This is a genomic window from Pseudomonas brassicacearum, assembly GCF_003732265.1.
GTDB classification, from domain to species: domain Bacteria; phylum Pseudomonadota; class Gammaproteobacteria; order Pseudomonadales; family Pseudomonadaceae; genus Aquipseudomonas; species Aquipseudomonas brassicacearum_D.
Genome location: NZ_MOBK01000004.1, coordinates 216,340 through 232,760, shown reverse-complemented (window position 1 = coordinate 232,760; position 16,421 = coordinate 216,340). Strand labels below are relative to the sequence as shown.

General features: G+C 59.0%; 14 protein-coding genes. 11 read left to right on the top strand and 3 right to left on the bottom strand.

Annotated elements, in window-relative coordinates:
- Nucleotides 1–28 precede the first annotated feature (28 nt).
- Nucleotides 29–2,800, top strand: coding sequence for a DNA polymerase I (polA, locus tag BK660_RS10705; protein WP_123433283.1), 2,772 nt, complete (start codon nucleotides 29–31; stop codon nucleotides 2,798–2,800).
- Between the two features lie 299 nt (nucleotides 2,801–3,099).
- Here polA and yihA read toward each other — a convergent pair whose 3' ends face one another.
- On the bottom strand, nucleotides 3,100–3,741 hold the full coding sequence (gene yihA / locus BK660_RS10700) for a ribosome biogenesis GTP-binding protein YihA/YsxC (RefSeq protein ID WP_027926151.1): 642 nt from the start codon (nucleotides 3,739–3,741) through the stop codon (nucleotides 3,100–3,102).
- Between the two features lie 191 nt (nucleotides 3,742–3,932).
- Between yihA and BK660_RS10695 the strand changes: the two genes are divergently transcribed.
- The 7 genes from BK660_RS10695 to BK660_RS10665 all read left to right on the top strand — a co-directional run bounded on the left by BK660_RS10695 (nucleotide 3,933) and on the right by BK660_RS10665 (nucleotide 11,204).
- Nucleotides 3,933–4,223, top strand: coding sequence for a c-type cytochrome (locus tag BK660_RS10695; protein WP_027926152.1), 291 nt, complete (start codon nucleotides 3,933–3,935; stop codon nucleotides 4,221–4,223).
- Nucleotides 4,224–4,269: 46 nt separating this feature from the next.
- Entirely contained in the window at nucleotides 4,270–4,881 is a 612-nt protein-coding gene (locus BK660_RS10690; RefSeq protein WP_027926153.1) for a c-type cytochrome, read from the top strand.
- A 200-nt stretch (nucleotides 4,882–5,081) separates the two neighbouring features.
- The gene (locus BK660_RS10685) at nucleotides 5,082–5,723 is read left to right on the top strand and encodes a thiol:disulfide interchange protein DsbA/DsbL (RefSeq protein ID WP_059181884.1); all 642 of its coding nucleotides are present in this window, start codon (nucleotides 5,082–5,084) and stop codon (nucleotides 5,721–5,723) included.
- A 13-nt stretch (nucleotides 5,724–5,736) separates the two neighbouring features.
- A complete protein-coding gene (locus BK660_RS10680; RefSeq protein WP_123433282.1) occupies nucleotides 5,737–6,615 on the top strand; it encodes an endonuclease/exonuclease/phosphatase family protein in 879 nt (292 codons plus the stop codon).
- Nucleotides 6,612–8,633, top strand: a complete 2,022-nt coding sequence (locus tag BK660_RS10675) for a GGDEF domain-containing protein (protein ID WP_123433281.1) — start codon at nucleotides 6,612–6,614, stop codon at nucleotides 8,631–8,633. The genes BK660_RS10680 and BK660_RS10675 overlap by 4 nt, the downstream gene beginning before the upstream one ends.
- 102 nt (nucleotides 8,634–8,735) lie before the next feature.
- The gene (locus tag BK660_RS10670) at nucleotides 8,736–9,515 is read left to right on the top strand and encodes an N-acetylmuramoyl-L-alanine amidase (protein WP_123433280.1); all 780 of its coding nucleotides are present in this window, start codon (nucleotides 8,736–8,738) and stop codon (nucleotides 9,513–9,515) included.
- A gap of 75 nt (nucleotides 9,516–9,590) precedes the next feature.
- Nucleotides 9,591–11,204: an EAL domain-containing protein gene (locus BK660_RS10665; protein ID WP_123433279.1), complete on the top strand. Its 1,614-nt coding sequence runs from the start codon at nucleotides 9,591–9,593 to the stop codon at nucleotides 11,202–11,204.
- 7 nt (nucleotides 11,205–11,211) lie between these two features.
- Here the strand turns inward: BK660_RS10665 and BK660_RS10660 are convergent, their stop codons facing one another.
- Together BK660_RS10660 and algB are read right to left on the bottom strand one after the other, a co-directional pair.
- Nucleotides 11,212–13,002, bottom strand: a complete 1,791-nt coding sequence (locus BK660_RS10660) for a KinB sensor domain-containing domain (protein WP_123433278.1) — start codon at nucleotides 13,000–13,002, stop codon at nucleotides 11,212–11,214.
- Between the two features lie 10 nt (nucleotides 13,003–13,012).
- Nucleotides 13,013–14,359: a sigma-54-dependent response regulator transcription factor AlgB gene (gene algB / locus BK660_RS10655; RefSeq protein ID WP_123433277.1), complete on the bottom strand. Its 1,347-nt coding sequence runs from the start codon at nucleotides 14,357–14,359 to the stop codon at nucleotides 13,013–13,015.
- Nucleotides 14,360–14,798: 439 nt separating this feature from the next.
- Between algB and BK660_RS10650 the strand changes: the two genes are divergently transcribed.
- The 3 genes from BK660_RS10650 to BK660_RS10640 all read left to right on the top strand — a co-directional run bounded on the left by BK660_RS10650 (nucleotide 14,799) and on the right by BK660_RS10640 (nucleotide 15,801).
- Nucleotides 14,799–15,086, top strand: a complete 288-nt coding sequence (locus tag BK660_RS10650; RefSeq protein WP_123433276.1) for a hypothetical protein — start codon at nucleotides 14,799–14,801, stop codon at nucleotides 15,084–15,086.
- An 83-nt stretch (nucleotides 15,087–15,169) separates the two neighbouring features.
- Nucleotides 15,170–15,334, top strand: a complete 165-nt coding sequence (locus tag BK660_RS10645; RefSeq protein WP_003177151.1) for a DUF1328 domain-containing protein — start codon at nucleotides 15,170–15,172, stop codon at nucleotides 15,332–15,334.
- Nucleotides 15,335–15,336: 2 nt separating this feature from the next.
- The gene (locus BK660_RS10640) at nucleotides 15,337–15,801 is read left to right on the top strand and encodes an inhibitor of vertebrate lysozyme family protein (protein WP_123433275.1); all 465 of its coding nucleotides are present in this window, start codon (nucleotides 15,337–15,339) and stop codon (nucleotides 15,799–15,801) included.
- Nucleotides 15,802–16,421: the final 620 nt, after the last annotated feature.

Genomic DNA, 16,421 nt, shown 5'->3' with positions numbered 1-16,421 from the left:
GGACCCGCCGAAAAGGTTGATCCTGCTCATGAGCCAAGCCCCCCTCGTCCTGGTGGACGGTTCTTCTTACCTGTACCGCGCCTTTCACGCGCTGCCACCGCTGACCACGTCCAAAGGCCTGCCGACCGGTGCGGTCAAGGGCGTATTGAACATGCTCAAGAGTCTGCGCAAGCAGTACCCGGACAGTCCGTTCGCCGTGGTGTTCGACGCCAAGGGCGGGACGTTTCGCGATGACATGTACGCCGAATACAAGGCCAATCGCCCAAGCATGCCCGACGACATGCGCGTGCAGATCGAGCCGCTGCACCAGAGCGTGATCGCTTTGGGCTTCCCGCTGCTGTGCGTCGAAGGCGTCGAGGCCGATGACGTGATCGGTACCCTGGCCCGCAGCAGCGCGGCGGCGGATCGCCCGGTGATCATCTCCACCGGCGACAAGGACATGGCGCAACTGGTCGACGGCCACATTACCTTGGTCAATACCATGACCGGTAGCAGCATGGACGTGGAGGGCGTGAAGGAGAAATTCGGCGTCGCTCCCGAGCAGATCATCGATTATCTGGCCCTCATGGGCGACTCTTCCGACAACATCCCGGGCGTTCCGGGGATTGGCCCGAAGACCGCTTCCGGCCTGCTGGTAGGCGTGAACGGCGGTTTGACCGAGCTGTATGCGCAGCTCGACATCGTCCCGACCCTGCCGATTCGCGGCGCGAAAACCCTGCCTGCCAAGCTTGAAGAGCACAAAGAGATGGCGTTCCTCTCCTATCAACTGGCGACCATCAAGATCGACGTGCCGCTGGACATCGGCCTCGATGACCTGCAAATGGGCAAGCCGGATCACGACAAGCTCGCTGAGTTGTACACCCTGCTGGAGTTCAAGAGCTGGTTCGAAGACAACCAGCGCGACGCCAAGCGTTCCGGGCAGGAAGTGACCGCGCCGGTGGCTGAAGAAGTTGCCGCCGAGACTGAACTCAAGTACACGACGATCCTCACCCAGGCTGATTTCGACCTGTGGCTGAAGAAACTCAACGACGCCAAGCTGATCGCCTTCGATACCGAAACCACTGGCATCGATGCGCAGCAGGCACAACTGGTCGGCCTGTCTTTCGCTGTACAAGCCAACGAAGCAGCCTACATCCCGCTGACCCATTCCTACATGGGCGTGCCGGACCAGCTGGACCGTGACACTGTACTTCGCGCGCTGAAACCGATTCTGGAAGACCCGAACAAGCTCAAGGTTGGCCAGCACGCCAAGTTCGACATGAACATCCTGGCCAACTGCGCCATCGGCGGTGATCAGAGCTGCGGCATCACCGTGCAGGGCATCGCTTTCGACACCATGCTCGAATCCTACGTGCTGGACTCCACGGCGACCCGTCACGACATGGACAGCCTGGCGCTCAAGTACCTGAATCACACCACCACCAGCTTCCAGGACATCGCCGGCAAAGGCGCCAAGCAGCTGACCTTTGACCAGATCTCTCTGGAACTGGCCGGGCCTTACGCCGCCGAAGACGCTGACGTGACCCTGCGCCTGCACCAAACACTGCAGGAAAAGCTCAATGCCATCCCGAGCCTGAGCAAAGTCCTGAGCGAAATCGAAATGCCGCTGGTGCCGGTGCTGGCGCGGATCGAACGCCAGGGCGCGTTGGTCGACGCCAACCTGCTGGGCATTCAGAGCGTGGAACTGGGCGAGAAGATGGTCGCTCTCGAGCGTGAGGCGTTCGCCATCGCCGGCGAAGAGTTCAACCTCGGCTCACCCAAGCAATTGGGCGTGATCCTGTACGAAAAACTCGGTCTGCCGGTGCTCAGCAAAACCGCCAAGGGCCAGGCCTCCACCGCCGAAGCCGTGCTGGCGGAACTGGCCGAGCAGGATTTCCCGCTGCCTAAAGTGCTGATGCAGTACCGCTCGATGAGCAAGCTGAAAAGCACCTACACCGATCGCCTGCCGGAACAGATCAACCCGCGCACCGGACGGATTCACACGTCCTATCATCAAGCTGTTGCGGCGACCGGGCGTTTGTCGTCCAGTGATCCGAACCTGCAGAACATTCCGATCCGCACCGCCGAAGGCCGCCGTATTCGTCAGGCATTTGTTGCCCCCGCAGGCTACAAACTGCTGGCGGCGGACTACTCGCAGATTGAACTGCGGATCATGGCCCACTTGGCCAAGGACGAAGGTTTGCTGCACGCGTTCCGCAATGACCTGGACGTGCACAAGGCCACCGCCGCTGAAGTTTTCGGCGTGGAATTGGCCAATGTCACCACCGATCAGCGCCGCAGTGCCAAGGCGATCAACTTCGGCTTGATCTACGGCATGAGCGCGTTTGGCCTGGCCAAGCAAATTGGCGTGGATCGTAAACAGTCGCAGGCCTACATCGACCGTTATTTCGCCCGTTACCCTGGCGTGCTGCAATACATGGAGCGCACGCGCGCCCAGGCGGCCGAGCAAGGTTTCGTTGAAACGATCTTCGGTCGTCGCTTGTACCTGCCGGAAATCAACGCGAAAAACCCGGCCCTGCGCAAAGGTGCCGAGCGCACAGCGATCAACGCCCCGATGCAAGGCACCGCGGCGGACATCATCAAGAAAGCCATGGTGGCTGTGGATAACTGGCTGACCTCGTCAGGGCTCGACGCCAAAGTCATCCTGCAGGTGCACGATGAATTGGTGCTCGAAGTGCGTGAGGATCTGGTCGATCAGGTTCGCGAGGAAATTCGTATCCACATGAGCGATGCGGCGAAGCTGGACGTGCCGCTTCTGGTGGAAGTCGGGGTCGGGAATAACTGGGATGAGGCTCACTGAGCCGTCTGAACAGGCGTTTTCTGCTGCGGCATAGTGCCGCGGCAGAAAACAGGGAGCACCATTATGTCGAAAGATGCTTGGGCTTATTTCCAATGGGTTTGGAACTTCTTCGGAACTAATTCCGTCAACCGCCACTCAGAGTTACTGAATGGCTGGTGAAGCCCTTCGATGCTCCTATGTTGTGTTAAGTGTTGGCAGATATCTGGACCCCGCCCTAGCGGTCCGGAACTTGGACCCCGGAACTTCCCCCTCCCCATAGAAGTCCGGGGTTTTTTTTGCCCGCAATTTGCTTCAACGCCTTACTCGGCAGCCTCGGAACCCTTGTCCGCCAGCTCCATCCAGCCCGCCAGTACAGTGTAGGCGTCTTCCAGACCCAGGCGTTTTGGCGCCGAGAACAACTGGATACTTACCGCATCCCCCCAACCCTTGCGAATATCTGCCTGAACCTTGAGCAGGACATTTTTCGCTGCCCCGTACGTCAACTTGTCGGCTTTGGTCAGCAAAATATGCATCGGCATGCCGGCGGCGACGGCCCAATCGAGCATCAGCAGGTCGAAGTCGGTCATTGGATGACGGATGTCCATCATCAGGATCAGACCTTTCAAACTCTCGCGACCGCCCAGGTACGCTTCCAGGTGACGCTGCCAGTGCAGCTTCAACGGAATGGGTACTTTTGCGTAACCGTACCCCGGAAGGTCGACCAGACGACGATCATCGTCTAGCTTGAAGAAGTTCAAGAGCTGCGTGCGCCCCGGAGTTTTCGAGGTTCGCGCAAGACTGGCGTGCGTCAGGGTGTTCAGCGCACTGGACTTGCCGGCGTTGGAACGGCCCGCGAAGGCCACTTCAAAGCCTTCATCGTCCGGGCATTGGTCGACTTTGGCAGCGCTGAGCATGAAGGTGGACTGTTGGCACAGGCCGAGGATGGGATTCTTGAGTTGCATGGGATTTCCGATGTGGGCGGCGCCGGGAATGGACGCGGCAAGCGGTGTCGTTTCCGTTTCAGTGACGCCAGTATATAATGCCGCAGATTTTGTGTGCGCTTTGTCCCAGCGTAGGATGAAGTTCACGAGAGCGATTGACCTTGATTGCGCATTAGAACGCAGAACGCTCTCAACCCTGAAAAGGTCGTTTTATGACGAAATGGCTGCTAGCTGCCGGTGTCTTGATACCGCTTTACAGCGCTCAGGCTACACAGGATCCGGAAGCTGTGTACAACCGTGTTTGTGGTGCCTGTCATTCCGGCCAACTACCCATGGCGCCTCAAAAGGGCGATCAGGAAGCTTGGACGCCGAGGTTGGCGAAAGGTATGGAGACGCTGGTGCAACACGTGACCCAGGGTTTCAAGGCGATGCCGCCGCGTGGTTTGTGCATGGACTGCAGTGCCGAGGATTACCAGGCCATCATCCACTGGATGAGCGAGTGATCCCGGTCCATAACTCTTTAACCCTTAGCCGTAGTTGGATTAGCTGATGAACAAATTGATCGTGAGTCTGCTGTTGACCGTGGGGATCTCCGGCATTGCCCATGCTGCAGGTGATGCGACTGCTGGTCAGGCGAAAGCCGCAGTATGTGGCGCCTGTCATGGCCCGGATGGCAACAGCATGGCGCCTAACTTTCCGAAACTGGCGGGTCAGGGTGAACGCTACCTGACCAAGCAATTGCACGACATCAAGTCGGGCAAGCGCACCGTTCTGGAAATGACCGGCCTGCTGACCAACCTGAGTGACCAGGACCTGGCTGATATCGCCGCCTACTTCGCCAAGCAGAACGGCAGTGTTGGCGCCGCCGACCCTAAAATCGTGGCTCGCGGTGAAGCACTGTTCCGTGGCGGCGACCTGGCCAAAGGCTTGCCAGCCTGCACCGGTTGCCACTCGCCAAACGGCGCAGGCAACGTCGCTGCCGGCTTCCCGCACCTGGGTGGCCAGCACGCTCAATACGTCGCCAAGCAGCTGACCGATTTCCGCAAGGAAGAAGGTGGACGCACCAACGATGGCGATGCCAAAACCATGCAGACCATCGCCAAACGACTGAGCGACGAAGATATCGCCGCCGTGTCCAGCTACATTCAAGGCCTGCACTAAGGCCGGTTGATCGAGCGTTGCGTGCGATGAACATCTCCTGCAACGTTAACGCTCGATTAATCCGTCGCAGCAAGTATAAAAAGGGTGGCTTTGGCCGCCCTTTTTTGTGGCCGCTGCCGTTACACTACAGAACTCAAGCCCGCCAGGACCTGTCTGAAAACAGGTCGCGCGAGGCGACCAAAATTGTCCAGGAGTAAAGCATGCGTAATCTGATCATCAGCGCCGCACTCGTCGCTGCCAGCCTGTTCGGCATGACTGCCCAAGCCGCCGAAGCCCCCGCCGCCCCTTATGTCGAACTGACCAATCCGGTTCCGGTTGCCGTGCCTGGCAAGATCGAAGTCGTGGAGCTGTTCTGGTATGGCTGCCCGCATTGCTACGCTTTTGAGCCAGTGATCAATCCATGGGTTGAGAAGCTGCCTTCCGACGTCAACTTCGTGCGCATTCCGGCCATGTTCGGCGGCCCTTGGGACGCACATGGCCAGATGTTCCTGACCCTGGAAGCCATGGGTGTCGAGCACAAGGTTCACGCCGCGGTTTTCGAAGCGATCCAGAAAGAACACAAGAAACTGGTGACTCCAGAAGAAATGGCCGAATTCCTGGCCACTCAGGGTGTCGATAAAGACAAGTTCCTGGCCACCTTCAACTCCTTCGCCATCAAGGGCAAAATCGTCCAGGCCAAAGAGCTGGCCAAGAAGTATGAGATTTCTGGCGTACCAACCATGATCGTCAACGGTAAGTATCGTTTTGACGTGGGTTCTGCCGGCGGTGCCGAGCAAGCCCTGCAACTGGCCGATAAACTGGTCGACAAAGAGCGAGCGGCTAACAAGGCTGCCGCCAACTAAGCGAAGCACTGCCATGCGCCGCTGGGGAACTGAACGCGTTGTTGGCCTGCATGATCCACGGGTCAACGAACATCACCTGGAATCCACGGGCCTGCCCGCAGACAGTCGTCTGCGCCTGCTCAGTTTTAATATTCAGGTCGGTATCAGTACCGAGCGGTATCGGCACTACCTGACCCGGGGCTGGCAACACTTGTTGCCGCACACCGGGCGTGCCGACAATCTGCAAAAAATCGGCAACCTGCTAGGCGACTTCGACCTGGTCGCCCTGCAAGAAGCCGATGGCGGCAGCCTGCGCTCAGGCTACGTCAATCAAGTCGAGCACCTGGCGCAGCTCGGTGCCTTCCCCTACTGGTATCAACAACTCAACCGCAACCTCGGACGACTCGGCCAGCACAGCAATGGTGTGCTCAGCCGCTTGCGCCCGTGGGCGATTGAAGATCACCCGCTGCCGGGGCCCAAGGGTCGCGGGGCTATCCTGGTGCGCTTTGGCGAAGGTCCGGAGGCGCTGGTGGTGGTCATGATGCATCTGGCGCTGGGCGCTCGCGTGCGCAGCCTGCAACTGGCCTACATCCGCGAATTGATCGGCGGCTATAAACACCAGGTGCTGATGGGCGACATGAACACCCATGCCAGTGACCTGCTGCAAAACTCCCCGTTGCGTGACCTCGGCCTGCTCGCGCCGCAACTGGAAGCGACCTTTCCCAGCTGGCGCCCGCAACGCTGCCTGGACCACATTCTGCTGAGCCCGACAATGACCCTTGAAAAGGTCGAAGTGCTGGCTCAGCCCATTTCCGATCACCTGCCGGTCGCGGTAGAGATTCGTCTGCCGGGTTCGCTCACGGCTGATGCATTGCCCGCGTTGAGTCCTGCCCTTCGCGGATCCCATGAATGAGCGACGAAGCACAGCGCTGGAAAGAGAAATACCTCAAAAGCATCGAACAACAGGAAAAGCTTGAGCGTCGCTGGGATGCCCGACTCGACCTGCTGCGCCGTGGACTGGTGCGCAGCACGCTGGCGGCGGAGGGCACTGACCGCGCTGTCGACCAATGCATGAAAGAGATGCGCGAAGTCGTGCGCACCGATGACATGGACGCCGGCTTGGCGGCCCTGCTGCCGCGACTCGAGAAAGCCGTGCTGGATTCCGAGCAACGCCGGGAAACCCGGGTCAACCAGACCAGCGCCGCACTGACCGCGCTGGTCGCGCAACTTCAATCGCTGCCGCTGCCCCGGGAAGTCAGTCGACCGCTCAAGAGCTTTGCCAAAAAACTCGATGGACGAGTCAGTCAGGCCCGTGAGATGCCGCTGCTGCTCAGTGAACTGAGTGGCCTGCAAGGCAAAGCCTTGAGGCAATTGGAGAACCCCGCCGAACCTGAGCGGCCCGGTTTTCTGCAAAGACTGTTCGGTAGCCACGAAACGGATGAGGAAGTGCCGCAGGTCGTCGCTCCTGCCGTTCACGCATCGGCTGCACAGGCTGTGGAACGGGTGGTCGAGATGGCGCACGCCGATGACGCAGATGAGGAAGAGGAAGAGGACCTGCCGCCAGTCGCACCGCCAGCGGTGCACAGCGTCCACCCCACGGGGGCCACCCCGGAGCTTCAAGAGACTCACGCACCGGCGCCCGCTCCGGAGGTGGTAGCGTTTGTCCCGCCCGTCCTCCAGCCCGACATCGCGCCCGCGCCTGAATCGCCAACACCCTCGAACAGTGAACGGCTGGAAGAGCCCACCCGTCCCCTCCCAGCGCCAGCCATTCAGGTTCAACCAGCCATCAATCCTGATGAACTGACCCGGGCAGCGACAACTATTGATCCGGAGCAAACCGAACACGAGGACATCTTCTACGCCTTGCCTGATTCACCGGAGCCGTCCTACAGCTCTGTCGCCAAGCACATCGAAGACACCCTGCTGGGCTTACTCGACGACCTGACGCTGCCGGAGCGCCACCGTCCACAAGCCGAAGCGATGCGTGATCGCCTTCAACATGGTCTGAACTGGTACGAGCTGATCCCGATCCTCGACGATCTGGCGACGTTGATGCTGGCAATCAACGACAGCGGCCAGCACGAATTCGAAGTCTATCTACAGCAACTCAATGAACGCCTGGAGTCCTTCCAGAGTAATTTGCAGGCGGCCAGCGAAGGCCACGCGGACAACCGTACTGCGGCGCGCCAGATGGACACGCAGATCCGCGAACAAGTCGACGGCTTGCACAGCAGCATGCAGGAAGCGGCAGACCTGGACGACCTGAAACTGGTGCTGGAAAACCACCTTGAAGGCCTGCTCGGCACCATGGATAGCCACCAGAAGCAGCGCGACGAGCGCGAGCAGGAAGTGGCTGCGCGGTTGCACAGCCTGGCCGAACGGGTCGCGCACATGGAACAGGAAGCCCAGGGCTACCGTGAACACCTTGAAGAACAACGCCAGAAAGCGCTGATCGATCCGCTCACCGGCCTGCCCAATCGCGCCGCCTGGAGCGAACGCCTGGACCACGAGATCGGTCAATGGCAGCGGCACGGCAATACCCTGTTGCTGGCCATGCTGGATCTCGATCACTTCAAAAGAATTAACGACAACTACGGCCACCTGGCGGGCGACAAGGTGCTGAAGATCATCGCCAATGTTTTGCGCAAGCGCCTGCGCGGGACGGATTTCATCGCGAGATTTGGTGGTGAAGAATTTGTGCTCCTGATGCCCGGCACGGTGCCGGCAGTCGGTGCAAAACTGCTGGAAACCTTGCGCGCCGCAATCGAAGCCTGCCCTTTCCACTTCAAGGGTGAGCGGGTCACCATCACAATTTCCATGGGCCTGACGGCGCTCAAACCCGGAGAACATAGCGATATGGCGCTGAAAAGAGCCGATCAGGCACTGTACCGCGCCAAAAACGCCGGACGTAATCGGGTGGAGGCTGGTTGAGGGCCAATTGTTCCATTTTATTTAAAACCGGGCTTTTGCCGTCGGCGCGCAAGGCAGTACGTTACACTGTTGCATTACTGTCTTGCGTGTACGCCTCCTGCCATGAAATTTCTTGCTCTCATTGTGTCGCTGCTGCTGTTGGCCGCCTGTTCCAGCGGCCCGCGTATCGACACCAGCCACCCTTCGTCCAACTACGACAGCCGCATCCAGTTCGTGGTGGTGCATTACACCAGTGCCTCGCTGGAGCGCTCGCTGCAACTGCTGACCCACGGCGAAGTCAGCAGTCATTACCTGATTGGCGACGACAAGGGCGCCACCATCTATAAGCTGATGGACGAGAATTTTCGCGCCTGGCACGCGGGCGAAAGCGAATGGGAAGGAAGGACCTGGCTGAACTCCAGCTCCATCGGCATCGAGATCGTCAACCCGGGCTTCAAAGACACCCCCACCGGTCGCCTCTGGTATCCCTACAGTGAAGACCAGGTCAAATCGTTGATCGTCCTGCTCAAGGACATCAGCAAGCGTTACAACATCAATCCCCACGCCATCATCGGCCATAGCGATATCGCGCCGCTGCGCAAACTCGATCCCGGCCCGCTGTTCCCCTGGAAACGCCTGGCCGCCGAAGGCCTGGGTGTCTGGCCAAACGAGCAGGCCGTGGCACGCCAGCAGGCCCAGTTCGCGATACAACTGCCGAGCATCAGCTGGTTTCAGGGGCAACTGGCCAGACTGGGTTACGCCACGCCTCAAACCGGTGAACTGGACGTAGCGACGCGTCATGTGTTGGCGGCTTTTCAGATGCATTTCCGCCCTTCCCGCTTCGACGGCACGCCTGACGCTGAATCCGCGGCGATCCTGCAGGTCCTGAATCAGACAAAATAATGGCGCCCGTCTGACGGTTAGAGCTTTTTCCCTAATAGCAGCTATAACTCATTGGTAATTCTTCGGATATCAATAATGGCTGCCGCACGAGAGACCCTCCGTAGCTGGTTCTATCGCCCCTGGTTTCTGGCGATACTGGCTGCTGCCCTCAGCGCAACTATCTTGATGGCCGGCAGCCTGTTTGTGGCGATGCACCAGGTTGAACAGAACGAAAGCGAAGAAATGAATGCTCAGGGCGAGCGCTTCCTTGCCCGCCTGGAGCAATTGTTCGGGCAACTGCGCGAAAGCCTCGATGACCTGGAAGCCCAGCCGCTTCGAGGCTGCGATCCTGAAATGATCGCCACCTTGCAACAGGTCAGCTTCAACTACCGTTTCGTCTACGAGGCGGCCTACATCGATGCATCCCGCCTGTGCTCCAACCGTCCTCGCCAGGAAGGGCTTTCGCTGCTGCGCCCTCCCGACATCCGGGGCCCCACCTACAGCTACTGGCTGAACACCACCACCGAACCCGATGAAAACCGTGCTGCGCTGATGCTCGGCAGAGGCAACTTTCGGGTGGCGACGTCTCGCGGGCATTTGACGGACATGGTCGACCTGACGCCCGGAAGCAGCCTGCTGGTGGTGCTCGACCACGGCACTCGCGCCATTCCCGTATTGGGTGCTGCCCAAGTCTGGCCACCGACCGAATCCTGGGCACCCAAAAGCCGCGACGCACTGCAAGTCACGCAAACCCGCTTGATCTACCGCATGCCGACCAACAACCCTGAATACCAACTGGTATTGATCACGCCACGCACAGGCATCCACGTGCCGGCGGTGTGGTGGTGGCTGCTGCCGGCCAGTCTGGTGCTTGGGATCATTGTCGGCTTCCTGGTGTTTCTGCTGGTGCGCCAGCGCCAGTCACTGGATGCCGAATTGCATGGCGCCATACGCCGGGGTGAGTTGCAGGTGTTGTATCAACCGATTTTCGATCTCGACAGCCGCAACTGTGTCGGCGCCGAAGCGTTGCTGCGTTGGCGCAGGCCCGATGGCACGTTGACCAGCCCCGACCTGTTTATTCCGATGGCGGAAAATACCGGCCAGATCAGGCAGATGACCGATTTCGTCCTGCAGCGCCTGCTCGAACAATTGGGGCAACTGCTGCGTGCCAACCCGCAACTGTACATCTCGGTCAACCTGGCAGCGTGTGATGTGATGGTGCCGCGAATCGGCCAGGTGATGGCCCGCCTGCTGACGTTGCACCGTGTCGCGGCCAAGCAGATTGCCTTCGAGGTGACCGAACGGGGATTGATCGATGTGGTGGTGGCCAGGGAAAACCTGCAAGCGTTACGCGATGTCGGGCATCAAGTGCTGATCGATGATTTTGGCACCGGCTATTGCAGCCTCGCCTACTTGCAAACCCTGCCGGTGGACTGCCTGAAGATCGACAAGGCGTTTATCGATGCACTGGGCCATGACGCCGCCAGCAGTGGCGTGGCACCGCACATCATCCACATGGCTCAAGCGCTGCAACTCAAAGTGATTGCCGAGGGCATCGAGCATGAAGCGCAGGCAACGTTTCTAAGCAGCGAAGGCGTGAAGTTCGGTCAAGGCTGGCTGTTCGCTCATGCCTTGAGCTCCGTGCAGTTCATCGAACTGATTACCCGCGGCCGCCGAGTGAAAGGCCGGCGCCTTGATGACGAGGCGTGACAGCGCCTTACACTGCCAACGCCATGTAGAACTGCGTACCCTGCCCCGGCCGCGAATAGACGCCCATCCGCCCGCCGTGCAGTTGCACGATTTCCTTGCACAGCGCCAGGCCAAGCCCCGCACCGCCCTTCTTGCGGCCGACCTGGACAAAGGGCTCGAAGATTCGCCCTTGCTGGCCATAGGCAATCCCTTCGCCGTTGTCCTCGACACTGATAATCACCCGCTCGCCATGACGCCGGGCCTGCAACCGGATCAGCCCTTCCCGCGCGGTATGGCGCAAAGCGTTGTCGATCAAGTTGTCGAGCACCCGGTCCAGCTGCGGTTGATCGGCCTGCAATCGGGGCAACGGCCCTTGCACCTCTATGCGCAATTCGATGCCCTGCTCGGTCGCCGCCTCGGCAAAGCGGGCATGTGCCTGCGTCAACAGTTCCTCGATGGAGCATGGGGCCAGGGTCAGCTTCTGCAAGCCGTTCTGGTAGCGAGAGAAATTCAGCAGGTCATTGATCAACTGCATCAAGCGCTGCATTTCTTCATTGACCGTATCCAGCAGGTCGGCCTCGCGGGAATCCTGCGGAAATTTTGCCCGTTCACGGAACAGACCGAATGCCATGTGCATGCCGGTCACTGGCGTTCGCAATTCATGGGAAGCGCGCAAGACAAACTCGCTGCGCACCCGTTCAAACGCCCGCTGTTCGGTCACGTCATGCAGCACCATCACCGCACCGAGGATGTGCCCTTGAGTATGGATAACCGGCGTCAGGCTGTAGGTCAGCAACCTCGATTCACCATCGACCTCGATACTCAGGTCTTCCGGCGCACGCTCCAGCGTGCCGCCGCGCAGCACCAGTTGCAGCTGTTCGTCCAGCTCGGGTCGCTCAAGGGCCGCGCCCAGCCCTTGGCCAAGGCGATCGGTGTCCCAACCCAACTGGCGCTGAGCCACCGGATTGAGATGCTCGAGATGGCCGTCGCGATCGATCATCAACAAGCCGTCGTCGATACTGTCGAGCACCGCTTGCAGGCGTTGTTGACCGGCGAGCAGTTCATCGATGTTGGTGGCCTGATGCTCACGCAATGCCTCGGCCATGATCCCGAAGCGCTTGGTCAGCAGGTTCAATTCCACGGCGGACGAAACCGGCAGGGTCACCTCGAAATTGCCTTGGCCAATATTATCGGCGGCCTGCGCCAAGGCTTCGATCGGTCCGCCAAAACGCCTGGCAATCGCGTGGGCCGTCACGAAGCCGATGATCAGTACCGCCAACCCCACCAAACCGAGCAGGCCCGCCACCAGCAACGCGCGCTCCCGGGACTGACGTTCGGTGGTGTTGATGTCATCCAGCGCGCGCTTGTGCTCTGAGAGCAGACCGTTGCGCACGGTGTTGAATTTTTCCGTGAGGGCTTCGTTGCCATTGAGTACCTTGGTGGGCTCAGCGGCCTGACCGTAGGCCTGAACAAACTCCAGATAATCAACCTTGGCCTGTTTGAACCCGTACTGACCGCCATTGCCGGATTGCTCAAGGGCAATGCCTTCGTCGAGCAACTGCAGGTAGTGCTGCCTGGACGCCTCGAACCCAGCGGGATCAGGCTTTTCGTTGACCATGATCATCAATTGATCGCCGAGGGTCTGGCGTAATTTCAATCCCAGGTCGAGCGTGACGAAATTGTTGCGAACGAGCGCTTCCTGGGACCCGGCCATCTGCATCACGCTGACCAGCCCGAGCAAGAGCCCGAGCAGTGCCACGGTGATCAGTGCAGAAATACTCAGGAACAGCCGAGTACGCAGCTTCATCGCCAATTTCATCGGTGGCAGCTCACAAGTTGTATTGCTTGCGTTTGCGGTACAGGGTCGAGGCATCAATGCCCAAGGTCTTGGCCGCTTGATCCAGTGTATCCGCCGTGGCGAGTACAGCACCGATGTGGGCTTTTTCCAGTTCGTCCAGGCTCAACGCCGCGCCGATGCGTGGCGCGTTGTTGATCGGGGTTTCGGCCATGCCCAAATGGCTGATCTCAACCCGTTCCTGTGGACAAATAATGCTCGCCCGCTCCACCACGTTACGCAGTTCGCGGATGTTGCCAGGCCAGCGATAACCCAGCAGCGCCTCGCGGGCCTCATCGCTGAAGGCCCGGGCCGGGCGCGCGTATTCCTTGACGAAGCGAGCGAGGAAACGGTCGGCCAGATTCAGGATGTCTTCACGGCGTTCGCGCAGCGGCGGCAGGTGCAACGTGATGACGTTCAGGCGATAGAGCAAGTCTTCGCGGAAGCGGCCGTCGCGCACCATGTCTTCAAGGTTCAGGTTAGTCGCCGCGAGAATACGTACATCGGCGCGGCGGGTCACCGGATCCCCTACCCGCTCGTATTCCTTGTCTTGAATGAACCGCAGTAACTTGGGCTGCAACGTCAGCGGAAAATCGCCGATCTCGTCGAGAAACAACGTACCGCCGTCGGCCTGATTGACCCGGCCCAATGTACTTTCGCTGGCACCGGTAAAGGCGCCACGGCTGTGGCCGAACAGTTCGCTTTCCATGAGTTCAGCGGTGAGGGACGGGCAGTTGATCGTGACGCAGGACTTCTTCTGACGCTTGCTCCAGCCGTGAATCGCCTGGGACAGCTCACCTTTACCGGTGCCGGACTCACCCAGGATCAGAATGTTGGCATCGGTCCCGGCCACCTGGCGGGCGGTTTCGAGCACCACTTTCATCGCCGGGCTGTGGGAGTCCAGGCCATCCTTGGGTTTACGCACTTCGCCTTCAAGGGCTTCCAGGCGAGCCGACAGTTGCCGCACCTCCAACTGCTTGGCGGTGGCCAGGCGCAATTGATCAGGGCTGCATGGCTTGACGAGGTAATCGGCGGCGCCCGCCTGAATCGCATCGACCGCAGTGTCCACAGCCGAATGCGCGGTGACGATTACCACACGCATCCAGGGCGCCTGAATACGCATCTGCGCCAGCACATCCAGGCCATTGTCCTCACCCAGGCGCAAATCCAGAAAGCACAGGTCGAACACCTGACGCTGCAACAAGGCATCGGCCTGAGCTGCGCTGTTCGCGGTAGAGACGCTGTAGCCCTCGTCTTCGAGGCAATAGCGGAAGGTTCGCAGGATAGCGGACTCATCGTCTACCAACAGAATGCGGCCTTGATGCACCGTGGCTGATTCCATGTTCCTGCGCTCCTTTAATGATTGATCTTGGTTAGTCCCGGATAAATCGGGCAAGTTGCATGGTCGATTCTGATCCATTCCAGCACCGGCAGGGTAGCTATCTACGGTCCGCCTACCTAATACGCTGATTTTCATGGTTTTTTATCAAAACACTGCCTGTTTGGCGGTTACCCACCTTCCTTTCTGACATCTGCGCCTGTCGCTCAATTCAAAAATATTCAAAGTGCCCACGAAATTATCGTGCATTTCGCACGACCCTGAAGGGGTCATCGTGCAGGATGCGTCGCAAACGATTTTCATAAAGTTGTTAACTAATTGATTTTATTGGTTTTTATTCGCACAAAAAAGCTGGCATGCAGGCTGCAATGGTCTGGGTAATCAGGGCGTTTATCTCTATGCCCACCAACAAGATCACCACCAAAGTGGGAGGAGCTTCAGGATGAATCGCTACCGTGCCGCCCAACTGCGAATCTCGCCACTGCATATCCAGCAAGGCTTGTTTGCTGTTCTGGCCTTGCTGATCACTTTGATCGCCGGCCAACAGTTCTTGCGCTGGGAGCAGAGCCAGCAGCCAGTGGCGCCGCACGTATCGATTCAACATGCAGCCCAAACCCACTTCAGCGCCGCCAGCAGCAGTCAGGCCGACCTCACCCCGATGCGGATGATGGACGTTGACCAGGCGCAGCCTCTGGACGAGATGCCTCATCAGGAGCGCTGGGTGTTCTAAGTAATCGAACTTGGCGTGCGGTCTGCGCCGGGACAAGCACCACAAGCGACACCTCTAAATAATGAAGCGTAAGGAGAATCACCATGTTGAGCTGGGCAATCACCTTCTTGATCATTGCCATCATCGCTGCAGTACTGGGCTTCGGTGGTATCGCGGGCACCGCCACGGGTATCGCCAAGATTCTCTTTGTCGTGTTCCTGGTGATGTTCATTGCTTCCTTCTTCTTTGGCCGTCGCGGCCGAGGCTGAACATGAGCGTTTTGTACAAGACACTGGCAGCCGCCCTGCTTCTGGGCGGTAGTGCCATGGCGCTGGCGGCCAATGACGGCCAAATGCGGGCCAATGAGCTAATCACTTCCGACCCGCAGTACCGTGAAACGTGGCAAGGCGTGGTGAAGAAGGAAGAACGCCTGCCGGAATGGGTAATGAACCTGTCCGGCGATGCCGAGCAAATGAATGCTGTCGAGGAAGATCACCACAAGTATCTGGTCGGGCCGCTGTGTGAATCACAACCCACATGCCTGAACGAGCGCCTGATCGTGGCTTTCAGTTTCGACAAGGAAGATGCCTACGCCATGCTGGTCGAAGTGCCCGCAGGACTGCCGGCCGACAAATCGCCCAAGCGACATGCCAGCTACCGCTTCCTCGGCAAACCCGACCAGGGCATGCAGGACCTGTTGATGGAACAACTGAAAAAAGATCCGAACTGGTACTGAATTTGTCATGTGAAAGAAGCACCCTGCTTCTCTCTACTGCGCTACCCGAGGAAGGTAGACGCATGACCATGGGGCCGGGACGTTCTGACTGTTACAGGGTCGGAGTGACCTACGGGTACAGGGAGTACCTGCGCAAGGGCCGGGTCAGGCAAAAGCTGCGACGCAAATTCGCCGGGTCATAGGACTCGACGAATTTGCGGAGAGCTTCATTCGCGAAAAAGCAGCGTTTCAGAGCGCATCGCTCATTTATCCCTATGCCACTTCCGCTACATCCCCGCCAAAAACATTTCGCGGTGTTTCTTCGTGACCGTATATCGAGAAAGCCGTCTGCAAACGACTGCGATTTTTCGCAGCTAAACGTAGGTTTTTTCTGAAGTTTTAACCCTGAATCCTCCACTCAAAAAACAACCAACCTCCTCTGGAATGGCCGGTTCACGGCACTTATGCCTGCCGAAATGTCGTATTCGAACCGGTTGGGACGCCAGTTTCATTTGGAAAAGCTCATGCCGATTCGGCATAGGGTAGGCGTTTACGGCATTAGACGTCGCTTCCTTGCATCGGAATAGTTGCGCCTTTTTTCGCCTGCCAGAGAGCCACTAACAAGCGCTCCGGGGCTCCTT